We start from the raw sequence: 20,951 nt of genomic DNA on the forward strand, positions 1-20,951 counted from the left end.
ACGCCGTCCTCCTCGGCCTGTCTGCCTTTGCCCTCGTCGCGCTGCGCCGTCGCTCGGATCGCGCGCAGCGATCGCGTCGCGGCGGCGTGCGCCAGCGAGCCGCTCCCGCCGGCACCGCCCCGCTCAACGGGGCTCACCCGCCGCGGCACCGAACACGTGCATCGGAAAAAACCCGATGTGCGGACACGCTCGGACCAGGACGGTGCCGAGCATTGTTCGCCGCTCTCGTCGTTTGCCGTTGTGCTTGGCCGGACGACGTGTCGGCTTTGAGAACATGGCGCTCCTTTCCACGTCCCGCCGCGGCGCGTTTCCTCGTCTGTTGCTCTTGCTGGTCGCCTGGGCTCCCGCCCCGTGGGCGTGGTCACAGACCGCCTGGCAATCCGGCGGCAGCGACGCCAATTGGTCGACCGCATCGAATTGGGCGAACGGCCTGCCGAGCAACGACGGCACGACGACGGTGATTTTTTCCGACGCCGGCAGCACCGCGCCGGTCCTCGACACCAATTGGAACGTCTATGGAGTGACGTTCGATTCCACCGCCCAGCTCTACACCATCGCCAACTCCGGCTCGACGCTGACGATCGGAGCCGGCGGCATCACGGACAACCAGTCCGCCGGCACCGAGACGATCGCGGCGCTGCTGAATTTCAACTCCGGTGTCACCTCCGCAATCAGCGTCGTCGCCGGCGGAACGCTGTGGCTGCAGGGCGGCAACGGATCCGGCGACCTCACCAAAACCGGCGCGGGCACGCTTCAGTTTACCACCACCGGTTTCACAACCTACTCGGGCACCCTCAGCGTGAACGCCGGAACCGTTCATCTCACGACCGGCGGCGCCCACGCATTCGACAACGCCACGATCAATCTCAACGGCGGCTCCCTGACCACGACCATCACCACGCCCTTCGTCGGCGCGCTGGAGGGCAGCGGCAATCTCTCCCTGAACAAATCCAGCAACGGCGCCGCCGTCACCTACTCGTTCGGCCAGAACAACCGCAGCACGACCTATTCCGGCGCCCTGTCCGGGAGCGGCGGCGTCATCAAGGCCGGAACCGGAACCATGACGCTGTCCGGCAGCAGCACCTACACGGGCGCAACCCAGGTCAACGCCGGCACGCTCCTCGTGAACGGCGCGCTGGGCAACACCAGCTCCGTCACGGTCGCTTCTGGGGCGACGCTCGGCGGCTCCGGCTCGGTGGGCGGGCCGACGACCCTTGCCTCCGGCGGCATCCTCGCGGCTGACTCGCTCACTTTCACCAACGGCGTCACGCTCAATTCCGGAGCGGTGCTGGGCTTCGACCTCGGCACCTCGAGCGACCTGGTCACCGTCTCCGGCGGCACGCTGACCGGCCCCGCGAGCGGCACCGTGACGATCAACCTCGCCAACGCCGGCGGCTTCACCGCCGCCACCTACACGCTCTTCGATTTCTCCGGCGCGACGACCAGCAGCTTCGACGTCAGCGACTTCACCCTCGGCAGCACGATCGCGGGCTACACCTATCAATTGTCGCTCACCGGCTCGACCCTCCAGCTCGTCGCCACCGCCTCCGCCGTCCCCGAACCCGCCACCTGCGCCGCGCTCGCCGGCCTCGCCGCGCTCGGCCTTGTCGGTTGGCGCCGCAGCGCGACCCAGCGCGATTGACGCCGGCGATCCGCGCCCTTTCACAGCCCCCTCGCCCGACCGGCTGCTGTCCCGGCCCACGAGCCCCGCCGACGACCCCGCGAACGCCGGCCCGCGCAACGGCGCGGACGCGCGCGACGGCACCCGGCGCCGAGCCCACGCCGGAAATTTCGCCATCGCCGGACGCCTCTCCACCGTCTGAAGCTCCGCCGGTGCTCCCCGCTGACGACCCTTCCCGCTCGCGCCGCCGCCTGTTCTGGCTTCTCCAGATCGGCGGCTGGGCCGCGCTCGGGCCGCTGGGCATCACGCTCAACGTCCTCTTCGGCGCTCCGCTGCCCACCGCCATCGCGATCGGCCTCGGCCGCCAACTCGCGGGATTTGTCGCCTCCCTCGGCTTGTGGCTGGCCTATCGTCGCTGGCTGAAGAGTCCGCGCACGCCACTCAAGCTGGTGCTCCCGGCGCTCGCCTTCATCGGCGTCGCCACGCTCGTCGACGCGCTCCTCTTCCAGCTGTTCTTCGCCACGCTGCCGCCGGGTTTCACGACCGGCCCCTGGGGCTTCGTGCAATTCACGTCGCTCTTCGGGCGTTTCCTCATCCTCGGCTGCTGGAGCGCACTGTATTTCCTCCTGCGCCAGCTGCTCGACCGCCGCGACCACGAACGCCAGCTGCACCGCGCCGAGACCGCCGCGCGCGAAGCCGAGCTCGCCACGCTGCGCGCCCAGATCAACCCGCACTTCCTCTTCAACGCCCTCAACTCCATCCTCGCCGAGTGTGACGACAACCCCCGGGCCGTCCGCACCATCACTCGCGCACTGGCCGATTACCTGCGCGCCTCGCTGCTGCACCCGGGCCATCACGCGCCACTCGACGCCGAACTCTCCGCCATCGCCGGCTACCTCGGCGTCGAACAGAGCCGCTTCGAGGAGCGGTTGATGCACACGCTCGACATCGAACCCGCCGCGCGCACCGCCCTCGCGCCCACGGCCGTGCTGCTCCCCTCGTCGAGAACGCCGTCAAATACGGCATGCGCACCTCGCCCGTCCCGTTGCGCGTCGCCGTCACCGCCCGCCTTCGCGACAGCCGCCTGATCCTGAGCGTGGAAAACTCCGGCCACTGGCTCGAGCCGCGCCCTGACCGCCCCGACTCCACCCAGATCGGTCTCGCCAATCTCCGCCGCCGCCTCGCCCTGCTCCACGGCGACGACGCACGCCTGACCATCCAGCACGACGACCGCCACGTGTGCGTCACCGTCGACGTGCCCGTGGGCCATCCGCCCGCCACTCCCACCGCGGCCGAAACCACACGCGCCGCATGAGCCCGCATCCGCTTCGCGCTCTCCTCGTCGACGACGAACGCCTCGCGCGCAAATACCTCCGTCAGCTCCTCGCCGAGCACGCAGACGTGACCGTCGTCGGCGAAGCCGGCTCGGTCGCCGACGCCGCCGCCCGCGCCGCGGAGCTGCGCCCGGATGTCATTTTCCTCGACGTGCAAATGCCGCCCGCGAGCGGTTTCGATTTGCTGCCGCTGCTCTCGCCCGCGCCCGCCATCGTCTTCGTCACCGCGCACGACCAGTTCGCGCTGCGCGCCTTCGCCGCCAGCGCCGCCGACTACCTCCTCAAACCCGTCGTGCCCGAGCGCCTCGCGCTCGCCCTCCATCACGCGCGCCACGGCCGCATCCCGCCCGCCGCCGTTTCGGCGCCGCCGACCGCCGTCCCGACAGCGCTGGGCCTCGACGACACGCTCATTCTCCGCGACGCCGGCCGGCTGCGCCGCGTGCGCCTCGGCGACATCGCCGCCATTGTCGCCGAGGGCAGCTACACGCACGTCCACCTCGCGGCGGAGCGCACGATGTTCCTGCCGCGCAGCATGAGCACGTGGGCCCAGCAATTGCCGGCGCCGCCGTTTCTGCGCGCCGACCGCTCGCTCTTCGTGAATCTCGCGCGCGTCACCCGGCTCGAAGTCCGCTCCCGCGACGACGGTCAGCTCACGCTCGACGCCGCCGGCGCGCCTACACTCCTCTTGCGCCGCGTCGCGTTGAGCCAAATCCGCGCCGCGCTCGCCGGCTAACCGTCCGTTCACGCCCGCCGCGCGCGGAACTGGCGCACCGGTCCGCTTCACGTCGTCTGCCCGTTTCGTCGGTTTTTCCGCCTGTTTCGTGCAATCGGGCTAAATCCCAGGCCCGATCTTCCGTATGGACGAGGCACACACCACGCCCCGCCGGATCGCCGGCCAGGGTCCCCTTCCTCCACGCCATGAGTTTTTCCGTCCTTCACCGTCGCCACGCATCGTCCGCACGCGCCCTGTCCCGCCTACTTCGTTGCGCCACGCTCGTCCTGTGCGCCCTCTTCGCCGGGCGTGATGCCGTCGCGCAAACGACCTATTCCAGCAACACCACGATTTCCTCCAACCAAACCGTCAGCGGCATCGTGGTGAACAATAACGCCACGCTCACCATCACCAATGGCGCCACGCTCACCAGCAACGGCAGCGCCCAGGTCGCCTCCCCCTCGAATGGCTCGTTGCAGATCGAAAACGGCGGCGCCCTCAAAGTTACCGGCACCACCTCCTTCGGTTACACCCTCAACCGAACCAGCGTCGCTACGGTCACCGGCAGCAACTCTCAATTGTCGAGCAGCAGCACGCTCTACTTGGCCAGCCGTGGCACCGGCATACTCACGCTCAGTCAGGGCGGCACCGTCGCCGTGAGCAACGGCACCGGCGCAATCACCGCGGCAGTATCGAGTGGCAGCAACGGCACGCTGAACATCGGCGCCGCCGCCAACGCCACCGCCGCCGCCGCCGGCATCGTCAACGCCGCCACCATCACGAACGGCGCCGGCGCGGGCACGCTGCAGTTCAACACCACCGGCACCACCTACTTCACCAAGGACGGCACTTCCTCCGGCACCAGCATCGCCACCTCCGGCACCCTCAAACTCGTCGTGACGGCCGGCGCCAACGTCTTCTCCGGCTCCCTCGCCCACACCGGCGCCACCATGCTCAACGGCGGCACCACCTTCGTCAACGGCTCGCTCACTTCCTCTGCCGTCACCGTCAACACCGGCGCCACGCTCGGAGGCAGCGGCACGATCGGCGGCCTCACCACGATCGCCAGCGGCGGCACGCTCGCGCCCGGCAACTCGCCGGGCACGCTCACGTTCACCAACGGCCTCAAGCTCAACGACGGCGCCATCCTCGACTTCCAACTCGGCACCACCAGCGATCTCCTCCGCGTCTCCGGCGGCACGCTCACCGGCTCCGCCTCCGCCGGCGGCATCACGATCAACCTCGCCGACGCCGGCGGCTTCACCGCCGCCAGCTACACGCTCTTCGATTTCTCCGGCGCCAGCACAAGCAGCTTCGACGTCAGCGACTTCACCCTCGGCAACACGATCAGCGGCTATACCTATCAATTGTCGCTCGTGGGCTCGACCCTCCAACTCACCGCCACCACCAGCGCCGTCCCGGAGCCCGCCACCTGCGCCGCCGCCCTGGCAGCCGTGGCTTTGTGCGTGACTGGGCTCCGCCGACGCAAAAACACTGCGTGAAGAGCCGCCGCTCGCCATCGGCTGCTCCTCGGTCTCGCCACCGCACCGCTTGATCGGGAAAGAGGTCGTCGAATCGACGACGCCCTGGTCATCAGGAGTCCGCGCCCTCCCAGCCATGGATCCGCGCGCGCTCGACCAGTTCGGCAAAGTTGGTCGCCTCGAGCTTCGTCATCAGATTGAGGCGGTGGCACTCGACCGTGCGCACGCTTAGTCCGAGCAGGTCCGCGATCTCCTTGTTCGCGCGCCCCGCGAGCACGTGCCCGAGCACCTGCTGTTCGCGGCGCGTGAGAATCTTCCCCAGCCCCGCCGGCTTCGTGCGCTCCCGCGCCAGCGTGTCGCGGAATTTTTCCGAGAAGAAACGCCGTCCGTCCGTCACCGCATCCAGCGCCTCGGCGAGGCTCCGCGTCGTCTCGTCCTTCTCGACATAACCCTCCACGCCGGATTCCTGCACCCGCGTGATCGTCAGCGGGTCGACCAGTGTCGTTACCAACAGCGCGCGCAGCTGCGGCCGCACCTGCCGCGCCGCCTGCACGAACTCGAGCCCGTCCATCCCCGGCAGTTGGAAGTCCACCAACAGCACGTCCGGCCGCAGCGCGTCGATCTGCTGCAGCGCCTGCTCGCCCGACCGCGCCGCGCCCGCGAACTCGTAACGCGGCAGCTCGCGCACCCAGCGCGTGAAAAATTCCCGCATCAGCCCCTCGTCCTCCACGATCATCACGCGGGCACGCGCTGTGGCGGCGTTCAATTCCGTCGGTGCAGTCGGTTTATTCATCGCAAATTTTCCTCCGGCTTCGCCGCCGCCTCGCGCAGCAGGCAACCAAACTCCGTGCCACCGTCGACGGAAACGCCCGCCTCGAGCCGCGATCCGAGCGCCTGACAAATCTCGCGGCACAGCCGCAGCCCCAGGCCGCCCGTTGCGGTCAGCGGCTCGTTCTCGCCCGTCGCCAGCCGCGCGGCCACCGCTGGGGACAATGGCGGCCCGTCGTTCGCGATCGTCACGCGCACGCCACCGCCGGGCGCGCGCATGACGCGCAACACCACGCGCGTCTCGGCGAATTTCAGCGCATTCGCGAGCAGGTTGCGCACGAGCGTCTGCGCCAACACGAGTTCCGTCTCCACCCGCAACTCCTCCGGCACATCCACCACGAGCTCCACGCCGCCGCTCGCGGCGAGCGACCGGTGGAGCGCCACCGCCGGCGCGATGACGTTCGCCGCGGGGTGCGCCGCGATCTGGCGCGTGCCCGCGCGCAGTCGCGCCCACAACACGAGATCCTCGATCAACAGCAGCACCGCGCGCCCCGTGCGCAGCGTGTCGCGCGCGAACGTTCCGCTCTCCGCCTCCGCCGCGCGCATCAGACCGGCCAGCGGACTGCGCAAGTCGTGCCCGATCACCGCGAGCATGCGGTCCTTGTCCGCATTGGCCTGCTCCAACTCGCGCGTGCGGTCGCGCACCTCCGCCTCGAGTTCGTCCGCGTAGGCCTCTTGCAACGCCCGCCGCCGCTCCGTTTCGCCCGCCAGCCGCTCCTGCGCTTCCGCCTTCTCGCGCTGCGCCTGCGCGAAGCGCTCCGCCACCGCGCGCGACAGCAGCAGCATCTCGAGCGCCGAGCCGAGCATCAATCCGCCCAACGGCACTTCCTCGCCCGCCCGCCACCACCACGTCGACATGGCGACGAGCGAGCCGGCGAACAAACACCCGAAGGACTGCACGAAAAACCGCGCCTGCGCCGCGCCCGCCCGCCACGCCGCCAGCGCGAGCGCGAACCACGCCACGTGCAGCACGGCGTCGGCCAGCACCGCCAGCGCGAAGCCGTGCGCCCGCGCGCCCCACGGCGTCGCCAACCCCGCCGCCGCCAGCGCCAGCATCGCCCAGCCCGCGACGCGCATCGCCCGATCCGCCCGCGGCAGCCACCGCGCCGTCTCCAAAAACTCCCGCGCGAACCGCGTGAGAAAATACGCGCTCAGGGCCAGCGTCACCGCCAGCGCCGTCTCGAGCGCCGGCGACGCCAGCGTCACGCCCGCCGCCGCCGGCCACGCCCGCGCCAGCAGCAGGAACAGCGCGACCGTCGCCGCGTGCAGCACGTAGAACCCGATGTCGGCCAGCCGCAGCCGCCCCCACAACAGCGCGTTGTAGCCGAGCAGCGCGAACAGCGCGCCGAAATACACCGCCTCGGCGATCCAGCGGCCCGTCACCGCGGCCGAGAAATCCGCCACGTCGCGCCACCACAGCCAGCCCTGCCACGCCACGAAGCGATCCTCGCTCCGGAAAAACACCACCGCCTCGCCCTGCGCCGGCACCTCCACCCCCAGCGCGATCTCGCGTCCGCGCAACGGTCGCTCGCGCACCGGTGTCGCCTCGCCCAGCTCCCGCCGCGTCCACCCCTCGCCGTCGCGCGTCCAAGCCTCGACGCGATCGGTGAACGCGCTGCGCGCCGCCAGCACCCCATGCCACGGCTGCGCGGTCGGATTCCGGAGCGTTACCCGCGTCCACCACACCCCGCGTCCCGGCCAGCCGCGCGTCGCGTCCGGTCCCGGCTGCCACGCGTCCGCCGGCAATGCGCACACCGCGCCGAAATCCAGCCCGCGCCCCGCGTCTGCCAGAAACGCCATCTCGCCGTCCGTCGCCGGCAAGCCGACCGCGCCGGGATTCTCCCGCGAGAACAGCAGCGCGAGGACCAGCACGACGACCGCGGGCGCGAGCACGCCGACGAAAGTCAGCCAGGAGGTGGCGCGCGGCGGGGGCATGAGCGCGAGCCTTGCACCCCGCGCCGCGTTCGCAAGACCGCCGCTGCGGGAAAACTAAGTAGTGCTACTGAGCTTGGCCGGTTGTCACGGCGGCGGCGCGAACCAAGGTGAACCGCACCGTGTTCGCCCGCGCCGCCCGAAAATTCCTCCCGCTGCTCCCGCTCTCGGCTCGGCGGCCGACCGTCCGCTTCGGCCTAGGCCTCGTCGCCGTCGCTCTCGCGACCGCGGACCTCCGCGCCCAGGCCATCGACTACGTCGGCAACATCGCTTTGCCGGACAATCACGGTTTCATTCTTCCTTTGAACGGCCGGAACGCCGGCCTGACGGGCACGCGCGTGATGTCAGAGAGCCGCCTCTATCGATGGAACGCCCTCACGAATGCGTTGGAGACAGAGGTGCCCCAGTTTCCGGCTGCGTTTAAGATCTCTCCCGAAATCCCTGTCGCCGCCATCGGCAACCCCGTCGGAAGCTCCGGTCCCCTGATCTTCGCGTGGGGCGCGCGTAACCTCGTCTATACCTACGCCACCATCGGTAACAGTTTCACTTCGGTGACCTTGAGCGTGCAACGTGTGGGATCCGCGATGTTCGCTTACGCCAACGACTCGATCTTCACGCTTTCGATGTCCGAAAATCCAGATCGCTTCTACGTGGTTAACCGCGCTAACGGAGTCGCGACGGATACCGCCGTCGGCCTGGTTAGCAACGTCGGCGGCACCGCGTTCGGCCCCGACGGATTGCTCTACGTCCTCGACAACCCCAACGGCACCTACCGCGTCCAGAGTTTCGACCTCAGCGACGGCCTGGCCGATGCCGACCGACTCCGCAGCTCGTTCACCGTCGCGGCCTCCCTCACCTCCGGCTACGCGGGCATGGCCATCAACTCCGCCGGCCATCTCTTCATCGCCGACGGCCTCGGCGGTGGCACCGCCTACGATCTCGCCGGCAATCATCTCGATGACTTCACCTTCACCGGTGGCGGCAATCCCGACACCAACGGCCGGAACGGCTGGACCGGCGCCTCCTACCTCAACCTCGACGACGCCGGCAACGTCTTCGTCTACACCCCCGAGACCGGCCTGCAGCACTACTTCGACACCAGCTACAGTGCCAGCGCCGTCCCCGAGCCGTCGACCTACGCCGCTCTCATTGGCGCGTGCGCCCTCGCCTTCGTCGCCCTCCGCCGGCGCCGGCCCGTCGGCCGGAGCCGTGGCGAAGGCTGCCCCCGAGCCCGCGACCTACGCCGTGCTCGCCGGCCTCAGCGCGCTCGGCCTTGTCGCGTTGAACCGCCATCGCGCTTCCGCGCGCCTGCGCGAATTTTTTCCCGCAGTCGCTCGCGAGACCAAACGAACCTCGGATCGCGCCGCGAGGACCTCACCGCGGACATCGGAACGGACGGGGCCGAGCCATACCCAGTTCTGCGCGGGAGGCACCTTGCCGCTCAGACCGCCGCCGCGGGAAAACTAAGTAGTGCTACTGAGTTTGGCCGTTCGCCTGCGGCGCCGCGCTGCGTCCTCCTTGCCGCACCACGCGCCATGCACCGCTCACGCTTTCTCCGCCTCCTTTCCCTCGCCGGCAGCGCCGTCCTCCTCGGCGGGGCGGCCCTGCGGGCTCAGACCACGACCACGATCAACTACACCGCCGGGCAGATCGACACCGCCAACTACACCGGCGCGAAAGTTTACCTGAACATCGACTCCGGTTCCGCGGTTCAAACGGGGACCGTCTCGGCCTCGCAGTCTTTGTATAAAACCGGCGCCGGCACGCTCACCCTACCCAATTACGAGGCAGACATCCTGGTGGTTCAGGGAGGCACGCTCAACGTCCACTCCGTGTCGGCACCAGACAGCATCGTGCTGGGCAACTCTCCCGATAGTGGCGGAGGCGATTTGAACCAAGGTGGATCGCTGATTGTCGACGGATTCTCCTATTTCGAGGCAGGGCGGTTGGATCTGTGGTCGTCCTCGTCGCTGACGCTCGGTCGCTCGACGGGCGCCAGAATCGTGACCGAAGTCTCGGTGTGGGGTGACAACAACCAACTCAACCTGAATCGCAGTGGCTTTGAAGCCTCCCTCGTTACGGTCTACGGTTCGGGCAACACGTTTAACATCAGCGACAGGACAGGCGTCCTGACCAACTATGTTTATCTCGGACAGGATTCGAGTAACAATCAGATGATCTTGAACGGGGTGACCACCTGGCGAACGCTCCAACAAACTTACATCGGATACGATGGCGGTAGCGGCGTCGCCGGCGCCAACAACTCCTTGACCGTGCAAAATGGCGGCCGCATGCAGGCCGATGGTGGCCTGATTCTCGCTGAGGGCAGCAACTCCGGCGGCACCTTGAACATCGGCGCCGCGGACCTCGCCAACGCCACCACGGCGGGAACGGTCACGGGACCCGGCGTCGTCTTCGGCGGCGGCACCGCCGCCATCAACTTCAACCAGACCGACGCGACCACTTTTTCCTCAGCATCAACGGACCGGGCACCGTGACCCAGCGCGGCATCGGCACCACCACGCTCGCAGGCGATAGCGGGTTCTCCGGCACGACCGCCGTCGCAGCCGGCACGCTCATCGCGGGCAGTCACACCGCCTTCGGCTCCAGCAGCGTTGCCGTGCACGGCGGCACGCTCGACGTCGGCGGCTACACGCTCGGCAACACGATCACGCTCGACGGCGGCACCCTCGCCGGCACCGGCACTCTCACCGGCGCGGTGACGCTGGGCGCCGGCTCCACCCTGGCTCCCGGCAACTCGCCCGGCACGCTCACGTTCACCAACGGCCTCAAGCTCAACGACGGCGCCATCCTCGACTTCCAACTCGGCACCACCAGCGATCTCCTCCGCGTCTCCGGCGGCACGCTCACCGGCTCCGCGTCCGCGGGCGGCATCACGCTCAACCTCGCCGACGCCGGCGGCTTCACCGCCGCCAGCTACACGCTCTTCGATTTCTCCGATGCCAGCACGAGCAGCTTCGACGTCAGCGACTTCACCCTCGGCAACACGATCGCGGGCTACACCTATCAATTGTCGCTCGTGGGCTCGACCCTCCAACTCACCGCCACCACCAGCGCCGTCCCGGAGCCGGGCACCTCCGCCGCCATTCTGGGTGCGTGCGCCACCGCTCTCGTCGCGCTCCGCCGCCGCCGCGCCCGCGCAACCTGATCCGGCACCCCTGCGCCGAGCGAAACCCACTCGGCTCCTCAGCCTCGGAGTAGCCCGCCGGACGACGCGGTGCGCATCGCTCACCGCGCCAACGCGGGATAGGTGAACAGGAAAAAGTGCAGCGCGTTCAGCGCCCAGTGCGCGAGCACGCTGGCCTCGACGCGCTGCGTCCGCTCGTAAACCCAGCCGTAGCCCGCGCCGGCCACCGTCGCGAGCGCGACGTATTTCCAGCCACCGGCGGCGTGCGCGAGACCAAACAGCACCGCCGCCACCGCCAGCGCCGCCCAGTTTCCTCCGCGCCGCCGCTCCCACGCGCGCCGCAACCCGCCCTGCACGAACCCGCGGAACAGCGCCTCCTCTGCCGTGCACGTGAAAAGCAGATTCACCGCGAGCCACAGCGGCGCCTCCACCGGCAGCTTCGGCGCCCAGCGCACGTAGCCGAGCGCGAACGAGCCGGCGAGCACCACCGCGATCGCCAGCGGCGCCACCTTCGCCACCTCCACGAACACGCGGCGCCACTCGCGCGCCGATGCGACCCGCGCGTGCGCCAGCCCGAGCAGCCCGAGCGCGAGCAGGGTCTTGTCGAAATTCACGTAGAGCGAGAACGGCACCGCGTCCGGCGTGAACCGCACCGCGTCGATCAAGCGCGGATTCGCGAACCCCGGCATCGCGTGCGCCATCAGCGCCGCGGCCGCCACCAGCACCACCCCCGCCTCCAGCGCGCGCCGCCGCCCCGGCGCCCCGCCGTCGATCGTCCAGACCTGCAGCGCCAGGAACCACAGGTAGGCCACGCACGCGCCCTCCGCGCGGATCACGCCGCTCCCCCAGGCCGCCCCGAGCGCCACGACCGTGAGCCATTGCCACGCCGGCCGGCCAAGCCACGAGCCGGGCAGCCACAACGCCGCGACGGCCAGGGCCAGCAACGCACACGCGAGGGACGCAATCATGTCCCGACCCTATGTCGCCGGCCGCGCCGCGCGCACCATAATTCTCCCGCTACCCCGTCCTCGCACCGTGCTTGACCCCGCTCCGCCCCGCCGCGAACGTCTCGCCGCGTGACGTCCCCCGCCACACCGACACCCAAGCCGACGCTGTTCATCAGCTACGCCTCCGAGGACCGCGAAGCCGCGCGCCGCCTGCGCGACACGCTCGCGGCCGCCGGCCTCGACGTCTGGTATGACGAGAGCGAACTCGAGGGCGGCGACGCCTGGGACCAGAAGATCCGCCGCCAGATCCGCGAGTGCGACTACTTCATGCCCGTGATCTCGGCCAACACCGAGCGGCGCAAGGAAGGCTACTTCCGCCGCGAGTGGCGCCTCGCGGTCGAGCGCACGCTCGACATGGCCGACGATGTCATGTTCCTCCTGCCCATCTGCATCGACGGCACCACGGAGGGCAACGCCCGCGTCCCGGAAAAATTCCTCTCCGTGCAATGGCTCCGCGCCGCCGCCGGCGCCGCCACGCCCGCGCTCGAGACGCTCGCCCGCCGCCTCGCCGCCGGCGAGCACCTCGCGCCCACGCCGCCCCGCGGCCGGACCGAGCCGCCCATCTCGCGCGCGCCGACGTCGCCGCACGCGCCGCCGCCGCTCCCGCCCGGTTCGCCCGCGGCCCACGACGGCCCGCCGCCGATGCCGTCCTTCCCGCACATGCAGGGCACCGGCCTGCCCGCCGGCCTGAAGTTCATCGCCGAGGTCCTGTGGTGGATCATCACCGCCGCCTGGCTGCTGTTCCGCCGCGCCCCCAAGTGGGTCCGCGCGATCGTCATCGTCTGGTTCATCCTCTCCTTCGTGTCCTACTGCGCACGCGGCGGCGGCAGCTCCGAGAAGCGGGAAAAACCCGCGGCGGAAAAGAAGCTCAAGCCCGCCGAGGTGCAGGCCGAGATCGCGAAGGCACGCGACACGCTCAACCAGTCCGGCCTCACCGCCCTCGGCGAGGAAATGGCCAAGCGGCTCGCGACCGAACTCAAGAACTCCGAGGCGGCCGACAAGCAGATCGTCGCCGTGCCGTTCGCCGCCGGCCTCACCGACCCGGCGGACGTCAAATTCCTCACCGACGTCTTCACCCCGCTCTGGGGCCGCCTCTCCATCGAGCGCGCCGGCGACACCGCCCTGATCTCCACCCCGCTGCCCGCGCCGTCGAACGAGGCGCTCGCCAGCCTGGGCAAGAAACTCGACGCCACCTTCGTGCTCGGCGCCCGCCTCGTGCGCGCGCCGGTCCCGGCCACGCCGGCCACGACGACGGAGCCCGCCCCGCCCGCGCCGGCGGCCGCCGCCCCCGAGCTCGAGGTCGTCCTCGTGCGCGGCGAAAACGGCGCGGTGGCCTGGTCGGGCCGCTTCCCGGTGACGGACAGCGATCCCGCCGCGCTCGGCGCCCAGATCGCCGACGCCGTGCTCAAGGCCGCGGCGGCCAAGTGACGCGCCTCAGCGCCCCGCCTGCCGCTCCTCCCACTCGTCGATCGTCCTCGGCCAGTCGGAATTGAGCAGGCGCGAGAGCGAGCGATCCGCCAGCAGCTTTCCCCGGTCTGGCAGCGCGGACAGTAGTTCACCTCGTTCTCCGCGTAGCGGATGCGCTGCACCGTCGTCGCGCACACCGGGCACGGCGCGCCGAACTTGCCGTGCACGGCCATCTCGGGCCGGAAGGCGGTGACTTTCCCGGGGAACCCGCCGGCCGCCTCCGCGCGCAGGCGCTCCGTCCACTCGCGCAGCGTGCGCTGCGCCGCCGCCTGCAGCCGCGCGATCTCGTCCGCGCCCAGCTTCGACGTCAGCGTCACGGGCGACAGCCTCGCCGCGTGCAGGATCTCGTCCGAATAGGCGTTGCCGATGCCGTCGAACAGCCGCGGATCGGTCAGCGCGCGCTTCAGCGTGTGGTTCTCGCTCTGCAGGCGCGCGGCGAATTCCGCCGCCGTCGCCGCGAACACGTCGAGCCCGCCGCGCGCGTGCGCCGCCAGCCCCGCCTCGTCGGCCACGACGTGCAGCGACGCGCGATGCTTCGTGCCGGCCTCGGTCAGCGTGAGCACGCCGCCCGGGAACACGAGGTGCGCGAGCGCGTTGCGCACCTTCGGGGACGCCGCGGCGGCGCCGGCCGCCGGCGTCCACTGCAGGCGGCCGGCGACCATCAGGTGCAGCACGAGCCATTTCCCGTCCGCCAGCCCGAACGCGAGGCGCTTCCCCAGCCGCCGCAGCTGCGTCACCCGCTGGCCCGCCACCGCGTCGAGCGGCGGCCGCGCCGTGCGCAGGACGAAGATGTCCACCAGCCGCACCCGCTCCAGCACCTGCCCGAGCACCCGCGCCTCCAGCGCCTCCAGGTAAACGGTGATGTCGGGCAACTCGGGCACGCCCGCCAGTGAAGACGTGGCGCGGCGCAATTTCCTCTTTGCGTCCGCCCGCCTTTCGTGAAATTTGCGGGCATGAATTTCGCCAAGCACTGGGCCGCCACGCTCGACGACTACGTGATCGACCTCGCGTGGTCGCCCGACGGCTCGCTTCTCGCCGCCGCCTCCGCCGCCGGCGGCGTCACGCTCTACGCCGCCGCCTCCGGCACCGTGCGGCACGCGCTTCCCGGCCACGCCGACGGCGCGAATTGCCTCGCCTGGTCCCCGTCCGGCAACGTCCTCGCCACCGGCGGCCAGGACGGCTGCGTGCGCCTGTGGGACCCCGCCACCGGCGCGCCGATCGCCGCCGCGGAACTCGGCCGCGCGTGGGTCGAGCACCTCGCGTGGACGACTCCCGCGGCCCCCGGCGCCCCGCTCCTGTTCGCCGCCGCGGGCCGCAAGCTCTTCGCCCTGCGTGCCGACGGCTCGGTCGCGCACGCGTTCCCCGACGCGCCGAAGGCGATCGCCGCCCTCGCCGTGCAGCCTCCGTCCTCCGTCCTCAGTTCTCCGTCCTCCGCCATCGCCGCCGCCTGCTTCGGCCACGTCGCGCTCTGGAACGCGGCGACCTTCGCCGCCGAGAAGGAGTTCGCCTACGGCAACGCCATCTACGCCCTCGCCTGGTCGCCCGACCGCCGCTGGCTCGTCGCCGGCTGCCACGACAACGCCGTGCACCTCTGGGCGCCGGCCGAGGACCTCGAGCTGCACATGAGCGGCTACGAGACGCGGCTGAAGGAACTCTCGTTCTCGCACGACGGGAAGTGGCTCGCCACCGGCGGCGGGCGCGACGCGTGCGTGTGGGACTGCAGCGGCGCCGGCCCCGAGGGCCGCGAGCCGATGATGCTGCCGCACGACGCGCGCGTCGTCGCGGTGGCGTTTCAAAACTCCCACGGCCTGCTCGCCAGCGGCTCCGCCGAAGGCGGGTTCTCGCTCTGGGCGCCGGCGCGCAAGAATCCGCTCTTCGCCGAGGTGAAGATGCCGTCCGCCGCCACGAAGTTCGCCTGGCGCGGCGACGACACCCTGCTCGCCGTCGGGACGGAAAAGGGTGCGCTCTTCGTCTTCCGGACCGACTGATCGCCCGCGCCGGCTGGGAACTGTGCCGGTCGGTGCCACTGTGCCGGTGCGATTAGCCGAAAGCAGGGCGGGCGGGACGCGATCGCCCCTTGCCGCGGCGTCCGGCGCGGCCACTGTCCGCGCGTGCCCGCCACGCTTCCTCTCCGCCATCTGCTGCTCGCGCTGCTCGTCGTCGCGATCTGGGGCTCCAATTTCGTCGCCATCAAGCTCGCCCTCGCCGACCTGCCGCCGCTGCTGCTCTGCGCGCTGCGCTTCGTCGGCGTGTCGCTGCCGCTCGTGTTCTTCGTGCCGCGGCCGGCGGTCACGTGGCCGCAGCTGCTGACCTACGGCTTCACGATGTTCGCCGCGCAGTTCGCGCTGATGTTCCTCGGCATGAAGCTCGGCATGCCCGCCGGCCTCGCCTCGCTCGTGCTCCAGTTCCAGGTCTTCGTCTCGCTCGCGCTCTCCGTCGCTCTGCTCGGCGAGCGCGTGAGGAGGTGCAGGTCGCCGGCGCGCTGGTGGCGGCGGGCGGCTTCGCCGTCGTGGCCCTCCACACCGGCGGCGACGTCACCGTCGCGGGCCTCGTCTGCGTGCTGCTGTCCGCCACCTCGTGGGGCTTCGCCAACGTCACCTCGCGCCGCCTGGGCAAGGTCAACCCGCTCGCGCTCGTCGTCTGGGGCGGCCTCGTCGTCCCCCTGCCGATGGGCCTGGCTTCGCTGGCATTCGAGGGCCGCGCGGCGGTCTGGCACGGCCTGACCCACGCGGGCCCCGTCGCCTGGCTCAGCCTCGCCTACACCGTCTACCTGTCGACGCTCGTCGCCTACTCGATCTGGAGCTGGCTGCTGGCGCGCCACCCGGCGTCCACCGTCACGCCGTTCACGCTGCTCGTGCCGGTGTTCGGCATGGTGACCTCCGCGTTCTTCCTCGGCGAGGCGCTGCCCGGCTGGAAACTGCAGGCGGCCGCGCTCGTCATCGCCGGCCTCGTGCTCTGCGTCTTCGGGCCGCGCTTCCCCGGGTTAATCCCCCAGCGCGCGCGCAGCTGAGCCGCCGCTCGTCAACGGCTCCGCCCCGTTCGTCAGTTCGCCTTGGAGGCAAACCCCGTCGGTGCGTCGGATGCGCGTCCGCATGCCCACCATCGCTGACCGCTATTGCGCGAGCCGCCGCATCGCTCCGACGTGCTTCGCCCGCCACGCGCTGTTTCGCGCGCTGCCGCTGCAAGGCCAGCTGCTTTACCCGCTGCTCTGCGCGATCCCCGGTTTCTTCGCTCCCGACCTGGAATTCATCCGCGACGTCGGGCGCGCGCACACGCTCCGGCACTTCGCCGCCGATGCGGCCGATTTCAAAATCCACCCGGACAATGCCGGCTTCGTGCGCCGCGTGCTGAAACTGCGCGTCTCCGCGCGCAAGCTGCGCCGCCACCTCGCCGCCTCCCTCGAGGCGGAGACGATTACGGCCGAGCCGGCGCAAACCTGAGCCGGTCGCCGCGCTCCTGCCGCGCACGGGGAATCCACCTCAGCGCCGCGGGCTTGCAGCGGGAACGTCTTGCCGCAGCGTGCGGAGCGCATGCGGCGCGCCACGCTCCTGCTCAGCACCTTGCTCGCGCTCGTCGGCGCGGTCGGCGCGCCGGCGACTCCCAGCGCCACCCTCGGTCTGCCGTTCTCCGACTTTTTCGAGCCCCGCGACTACGGCGGCCACGTGCAGGTCTGGTCCGCCACCGAGGACGCCGCCGGGCTGATGTATTTCGGCAACTTCGCCAGCGTGCTCGTCTACGACGGCGCCCGCTGGGATCACATCGCGGTGCCGGGCACCACATTCGTCCGCGGCGTCGCCATTGACGCCGCCGACACGCTGTGGATCGGCGCGGTCAACGAACTCGGCTACGCGCGCACCGACGCCACCGGCCGGCGCATGTTCGTCTCCCTGCGCGAGCGCGTGCCGGAAAACGCCCGCAACTTCGGCGAGATCTGGCGCACGATCGTCACCTCCCAAGGTCCGCTCTTTCTCTCGAACACCTGGCTCCTTCGCTGGGACGGCGACCGCTTCACCACCTTGCGCCTGCCGGAGGGCAGCGGCTGGAACCTCGCCGCGGCGGGCGACGACGTCTGGGTTTCCGCCCCGCTCGCCGGCTGGTTCCGGTTGCGGCAAAGTGCGAGCGCGCTGCAACTCGAGCCGTTCGCGCGCCCGGAGCGTTTCCAGCGCCAGACGATCATGACGGTGCTGCCCGAGGAAAAACCCGGGCACGTGTTGCTCGCCCTTTCGCGCCGCGGCTGGTTGCGCTGGGACGGAAAGGAACTGCAGCCGTTCACGACCGACCTCGACGCCGAACTGCGCGACCAACTCCTCTACCGCGCGGCCCGTCTGCCCGACGGACGCTTGGTGGCAGTCTACATGCAACGTGGCGTTTTCATTCTCGATGCCGAAGGCCGCATGCTCGCGCGCATCGACGACGGCGCCGGTCTGCCGAGCAAGCCGATCTTCCCGTTCGCCAATCGCCGCGGCGATCTCTGGGTCTGTCTGCAGCGCGGCATTCTCCGGATCGACGCACGCCCGTGGCTCACGTGGTTCGGCCCCGAGCGCGGCGCGCCGCGCAGCCCGATTTCCCCGCCGACGAGTTTCCGGGACGAACTCTACTTTTCCTCCGACAACGGCTTGCTGCGTCTCGCGCCGGCGGTGGGCAGCCAGCCGGCGCGGCTGGTGCCGGTGCCGGAGTTCACGTCGTTCCTCGAAGGCATCACGGTCGCCGGCGACACGTTGATCGGCTACGGCGAATCGCTGTGGGAATGGCGCGGCCCCGGCACGAAGCCGCAGCTGCTGCCCGGCGAACCGAACAACGTCTTCGAATTCGCCGCCATGGGCACGCAACCGGGACGCTGGCTCGCCATGCGCGACGGCGGAGTTCATTCCTATCGTCGCGAAAACGAGCGCTGGATCTACGAAGGGGCGATCCCGGGCCTGGGGCACATCCGCTCGCTCGCGGAAACCGCGGGCGGCGTCTGGTGGATGGGCACGCCCCGCGACGGCGTCTTCCGGGTGCGCTTCCCCGCGCCGACGCCGACGGGGCCCGGCGTGCCCGAGATCACGGTGTTCAACACGGCCAACGGCGGGTTGCCCGCCGGCCACGGCTGGACGCGAGTGAGCGTCCGGGGCGGCGCGCCCCTCCTGCGGTGCGAAGGCGGCCTGTTCCGTCTCAGTGCCGACGGAAAAAATGGACGCCGACGACGGAATACGGCGCGCGGTTCGCCGACGGCACGACGACCACGCGCTCGAATGTCGACGTGCCGCGCGACGGACTCTGGGTCGCGGCCCGACCGGCGGGACAGGCGGAGCTCGTGACGAACGTGTCGGTCGGCGTGGCCACGCCCAACGGTGATTGGCGCCCCGTTTCGCTCCCGCAGCTCACGCGCTTGGACGACGTCACGGGCATGGGTTACGACGCCAGCGCGGATCTGCTCTGGATCGGCGGCGAAGGCGGACTGCTCCGCCTCGACCTCGCCCGCTGGCGGGAAGAGCCGCTGGCGGCACCGCCACGCGTGCAGTTGCGCGCCGTCGAAAACGCCGGCACGCGACTGCCGCTCGCCGCGGGCGCACAGCTGCCCGATGCGCGCCGTTCACTCGCGATCGATTTTGCCGCCCCGGCGCTCGCGGGCGACCGCGCCGCACAGTTCGAAAGCACGTTGCGCAGCGGCGACGGTGAAACGCTCGTGACGGTTGACGCCACGCCGCGCCGCGAATTGCCCGCGCTGGCCGCAGGAAACTACACGCTTTCGGTTCGCGCCCGCGGCAGTGACGGGCGCTGGGGAGAGCCCGTCGCGTGGAGCTTCAGCGTCCTGCCGCCGTGGTGGCGCAGCGGCTGGGCCTGGGCGGGCTACGCGGGGCTCGGCCTCGCCGCGGTCTTCGGGGTGATCGCCCTCCGCACGCGCGCCCTGCACCGCCGCGCGGAGATTTTGGAAGCCACGGTCGCCACCCGCACGGAGGAGCTGCGCCGCTCGAACGACGAGCTGGTGCGCCTCCACCGCCTCGAGCTGGATGAGAAAACCGCCGCGCGACTCGCCGAGGAAAAGGCCCGGCTCGAACTGCTCCGCTATCAGCTCAACCCGCATTTTCTCCTCAACGCCTTCACCACGTTGCGCAGTCTCGTCTTTCAGCAGCCCGCCGCCGCGGGCGACATGATCGCGCAACTCGCCGAGTTCTGCCGCTTCGCACTGACCCGCACCGACGAATCGGGCGGCACCGTGGCCGACGAGATCAAGCTCATCGAGACTTACCTCGCCACCGAGCAGGCGCGCTGGCGCGACGATCTGCACTGCACCGTCGTGGCCGAAGCCGCTGTCGCAGACGTGCGCCTGCCGCCGTTCCTGCTGCAACCGCTGGTCGAGAACGCCGTGAAATACGGCGGCCGCACCTCCGCCGATCGCCTCGAAATCCGCGTGCACGTCCGCAGCGACGGCGCCGACGGTCTCCAGGTCGAAGTCGCCAACACGGGCGCGTGGGTCGAGGCCGGCGACCCGCACCGTGCCAGCTCGACCGGCATCGGCCTCGAAAATCTTCGCCAACGCCTTCGCCGCTATTACCCCGAGGCGCCACCGCCCGAGATTCGCTCGGCCGACGGCTGGGTGCGCGTCCTGCTGCATCTTCCCCATCCCGCCCGTGAACCCTTCCGCCCGCACCCTGCTGATTGACGACGAGGAGCCGGCGCGCGACGACCTGCGGCGCGCGCTCCTGGCGCATCCGCACGTCGCCATCGTGGGCGAGGCCGGACGTTTTCCGGAGGCGCAGGCGGCGCTGCAGCGCGACGACTACGACCTCGTGCTGCTCGACATTCAGCTGCGCGGCGGGAACGGCTTCGACCTCGTGCCGCTCGTGCGCCCGGGCGCACGCATCATCTTCGTCACCGCGCACGACCAGTATGCCCTGCGCGCGTTCGCCGTGAACGCGCTCGATTACCTCCTCAAGCCCGTGCAGGCCGACCGGCTCGGCGAAGCGCTGCGCCGCGTCGCGGCCGTCGCCCCCGATCCGAGCACGAACGCGCTGCGCGCGGACGACGTCGTGCACGTCAAGACCGGCCCCGGCTCCGCCCGCTTCGTGCGCGTCAGCGACATCGCTGTCATCAGCTCGCAGGACAACTACTCCGAAGTCCGCCTCGCCACCGGCGAACATTTTCTCGTTCGCCAGACGCTCGCGGCCTGGGAGGCGCGGCTGCCCGCGTCGCATTTCCTGCGCGTGCATCGCCAATATGTCGTCAATCTGCTCCGGATCGACGGTTACACGCACCTCGATGAGGAGACGACCGCACTGCGCGTCGCGTCCGCACCGGACTCCATCCGCGCCCGGCGCGCGCACTGGCCGGAGTTGCTGACGCGCCTGGCCGCACTGGGCCGCAAGCTGTAGGCGCGTCCCGCCGGCCGGTTTTCGCCACAAATTTCCGGGGGATTCGCCCCCGTCGCCTCGGCGATG

Annotated in this window: 18 protein-coding genes and 2 pseudogenes; 15 read left to right on the plus strand and 5 right to left on the minus strand. The window is 70.5% G+C overall.

Going from position 1 to position 20,951, the window contains the following annotated elements; genetic code table 11:
• The first annotated feature begins 274 nt into the window (after positions 1-274).
• The 5 genes from ACMYLB_RS19835 to ACMYLB_RS19855 all read left to right on the plus strand — a co-directional run bounded on the left by ACMYLB_RS19835 (position 275) and on the right by ACMYLB_RS19855 (position 5,169).
• The gene (locus ACMYLB_RS19835; RefSeq protein WP_415908678.1) at positions 275-1,642 is read left to right on the plus strand and encodes a beta strand repeat-containing protein; all 1,368 of its coding nucleotides are present in this window, start codon (positions 275-277) and stop codon (positions 1,640-1,642) included.
• A gap of 191 nt (positions 1,643-1,833) precedes the next feature.
• Positions 1,834-2,709 carry a sensor histidine kinase gene (locus ACMYLB_RS19840; RefSeq protein WP_415908679.1) on the plus strand — a complete coding sequence of 292 codons (876 nt, stop codon included), beginning with the start codon at positions 1,834-1,836 and terminating at the stop codon, positions 2,707-2,709.
• Between the two features lie 8 nt (positions 2,710-2,717).
• Positions 2,718-2,936, plus strand: coding sequence for a hypothetical protein (locus ACMYLB_RS19845; protein ID WP_415908680.1), 219 nt, complete (start codon positions 2,718-2,720; stop codon positions 2,934-2,936).
• Positions 2,933-3,688, plus strand: coding sequence for a LytR/AlgR family response regulator transcription factor (locus tag ACMYLB_RS19850; protein ID WP_415908681.1), 756 nt, complete (start codon positions 2,933-2,935; stop codon positions 3,686-3,688). The genes ACMYLB_RS19845 and ACMYLB_RS19850 overlap by 4 nt, the downstream gene beginning before the upstream one ends.
• A 185-nt stretch (positions 3,689-3,873) precedes the next feature.
• Positions 3,874-5,169, plus strand: a complete 1,296-nt coding sequence (locus ACMYLB_RS19855; protein WP_415908682.1) for a hypothetical protein — start codon at positions 3,874-3,876, stop codon at positions 5,167-5,169.
• Between the two features lie 91 nt (positions 5,170-5,260).
• Here the strand turns inward: ACMYLB_RS19855 and ACMYLB_RS19860 are convergent, their stop codons facing one another.
• Together ACMYLB_RS19860 and ACMYLB_RS19865 are read right to left on the minus strand one after the other, a co-directional pair.
• Positions 5,261-5,941 (minus strand): response regulator, encoded by a 681-nt coding sequence (locus tag ACMYLB_RS19860; RefSeq protein ID WP_415908683.1) that lies wholly within the window; start codon positions 5,939-5,941, stop codon positions 5,261-5,263.
• On the minus strand, positions 5,938-7,869 hold the full coding sequence (locus tag ACMYLB_RS19865) for a 7TM diverse intracellular signaling domain-containing protein (protein WP_415908684.1): 1,932 nt from the start codon (positions 7,867-7,869) through the stop codon (positions 5,938-5,940). Before ACMYLB_RS19865 ends, ACMYLB_RS19860 begins: the two co-directional genes overlap by 4 nt.
• Positions 7,870-8,018: 149 nt before the next feature.
• Here ACMYLB_RS19865 and ACMYLB_RS19870 point away from each other — a divergent pair, with 149 nt between their 5' ends.
• Together ACMYLB_RS19870 and ACMYLB_RS19875 are read left to right on the plus strand one after the other, a co-directional pair.
• Complete coding sequence (locus ACMYLB_RS19870) at positions 8,019-10,406, plus strand: PEP-CTERM sorting domain-containing protein (RefSeq protein ID WP_415908685.1); 2,388 nt, start codon at positions 8,019-8,021, stop codon at positions 10,404-10,406.
• Positions 10,403-11,077, plus strand: a complete 675-nt coding sequence (locus ACMYLB_RS19875) for a PEP-CTERM sorting domain-containing protein (protein WP_415908686.1) — start codon at positions 10,403-10,405, stop codon at positions 11,075-11,077. The genes ACMYLB_RS19870 and ACMYLB_RS19875 overlap by 4 nt, the downstream gene beginning before the upstream one ends.
• 80 nt (positions 11,078-11,157) lie before the next feature.
• On the opposite strand, the gene ACMYLB_RS19880 is transcribed toward ACMYLB_RS19875, so the two are convergent.
• Positions 11,158-12,024 carry a lysostaphin resistance A-like protein gene (locus ACMYLB_RS19880; protein ID WP_415908687.1) on the minus strand — a complete coding sequence of 289 codons (867 nt, stop codon included), beginning with the start codon at positions 12,022-12,024 and terminating at the stop codon, positions 11,158-11,160.
• A 108-nt stretch (positions 12,025-12,132) separates the two neighbouring features.
• On the opposite strand from ACMYLB_RS19880, the gene ACMYLB_RS19885 reads away from it, so the two are divergent.
• Entirely contained in the window at positions 12,133-13,491 is a 1,359-nt protein-coding gene (locus ACMYLB_RS19885) for a toll/interleukin-1 receptor domain-containing protein (protein ID WP_415908688.1), read from the plus strand.
• Positions 13,492-13,631: 140 nt separating this feature from the next.
• Here the strand turns inward: ACMYLB_RS19885 and ACMYLB_RS19890 are convergent.
• Positions 13,632-14,501, minus strand: a pseudogene (locus tag ACMYLB_RS19890) (DNA-formamidopyrimidine glycosylase family protein); the annotation flags it as partial.
• Here ACMYLB_RS19890 and ACMYLB_RS19895 point away from each other — a divergent pair.
• Together ACMYLB_RS19895 and ACMYLB_RS19900 are read left to right on the plus strand one after the other, a co-directional pair.
• The gene (locus ACMYLB_RS19895) at positions 14,484-15,518 is read left to right on the plus strand and encodes a WD40 repeat domain-containing protein (protein WP_415908689.1); all 1,035 of its coding nucleotides are present in this window, start codon (positions 14,484-14,486) and stop codon (positions 15,516-15,518) included. The pseudogene ACMYLB_RS19890 and the gene ACMYLB_RS19895 sit on opposite strands and share 18 nt — an antisense overlap.
• Positions 15,519-15,641: 123 nt before the next feature.
• Positions 15,642-15,932: pseudogene (locus tag ACMYLB_RS19900) on the plus strand (EamA family transporter); the annotation flags it as partial.
• Here ACMYLB_RS19900 and ACMYLB_RS19905 read toward each other — a convergent pair.
• A complete protein-coding gene (locus tag ACMYLB_RS19905) occupies positions 15,842-16,051 on the minus strand; it encodes a hypothetical protein (protein ID WP_415911153.1) in 210 nt (69 codons plus the stop codon). The pseudogene ACMYLB_RS19900 and the gene ACMYLB_RS19905 sit on opposite strands and share 91 nt — an antisense overlap.
• On the opposite strand from ACMYLB_RS19905, the gene ACMYLB_RS19910 reads away from it, so the two are divergent.
• The 5 genes from ACMYLB_RS19910 to ACMYLB_RS19930 all read left to right on the plus strand — a co-directional run bounded on the left by ACMYLB_RS19910 (position 16,040) and on the right by ACMYLB_RS19930 (position 20,885).
• Positions 16,040-16,540, plus strand: coding sequence for an EamA family transporter (locus tag ACMYLB_RS19910; RefSeq protein WP_415908690.1), 501 nt, complete (start codon positions 16,040-16,042; stop codon positions 16,538-16,540). The genes ACMYLB_RS19905 and ACMYLB_RS19910 overlap by 12 nt on opposite strands.
• An 82-nt stretch (positions 16,541-16,622) precedes the next feature.
• Positions 16,623-16,970, plus strand: a complete 348-nt coding sequence (locus tag ACMYLB_RS19915; RefSeq protein ID WP_415908691.1) for a hypothetical protein — start codon at positions 16,623-16,625, stop codon at positions 16,968-16,970.
• A 90-nt stretch (positions 16,971-17,060) separates the two neighbouring features.
• The gene (locus ACMYLB_RS19920; protein ID WP_415908692.1) at positions 17,061-18,830 is read left to right on the plus strand and encodes a hypothetical protein; all 1,770 of its coding nucleotides are present in this window, start codon (positions 17,061-17,063) and stop codon (positions 18,828-18,830) included.
• A complete protein-coding gene (locus ACMYLB_RS19925; protein WP_415908693.1) occupies positions 18,773-20,176 on the plus strand; it encodes a histidine kinase in 1,404 nt (467 codons plus the stop codon). Before ACMYLB_RS19920 ends, ACMYLB_RS19925 begins: the two co-directional genes overlap by 58 nt.
• Positions 20,145-20,885 (plus strand): LytR/AlgR family response regulator transcription factor, encoded by a 741-nt coding sequence (locus tag ACMYLB_RS19930; protein ID WP_415908694.1) that lies wholly within the window; start codon positions 20,145-20,147, stop codon positions 20,883-20,885. The genes ACMYLB_RS19925 and ACMYLB_RS19930 overlap by 32 nt, the downstream gene beginning before the upstream one ends.
• Positions 20,886-20,951: the final 66 nt, after the last annotated feature.

It is taken from the genome of Oleiharenicola sp. Vm1 (genome assembly GCF_047777955.1).
GTDB lineage: Bacteria > Verrucomicrobiota > Verrucomicrobiia > Opitutales > Opitutaceae > Didemnitutus.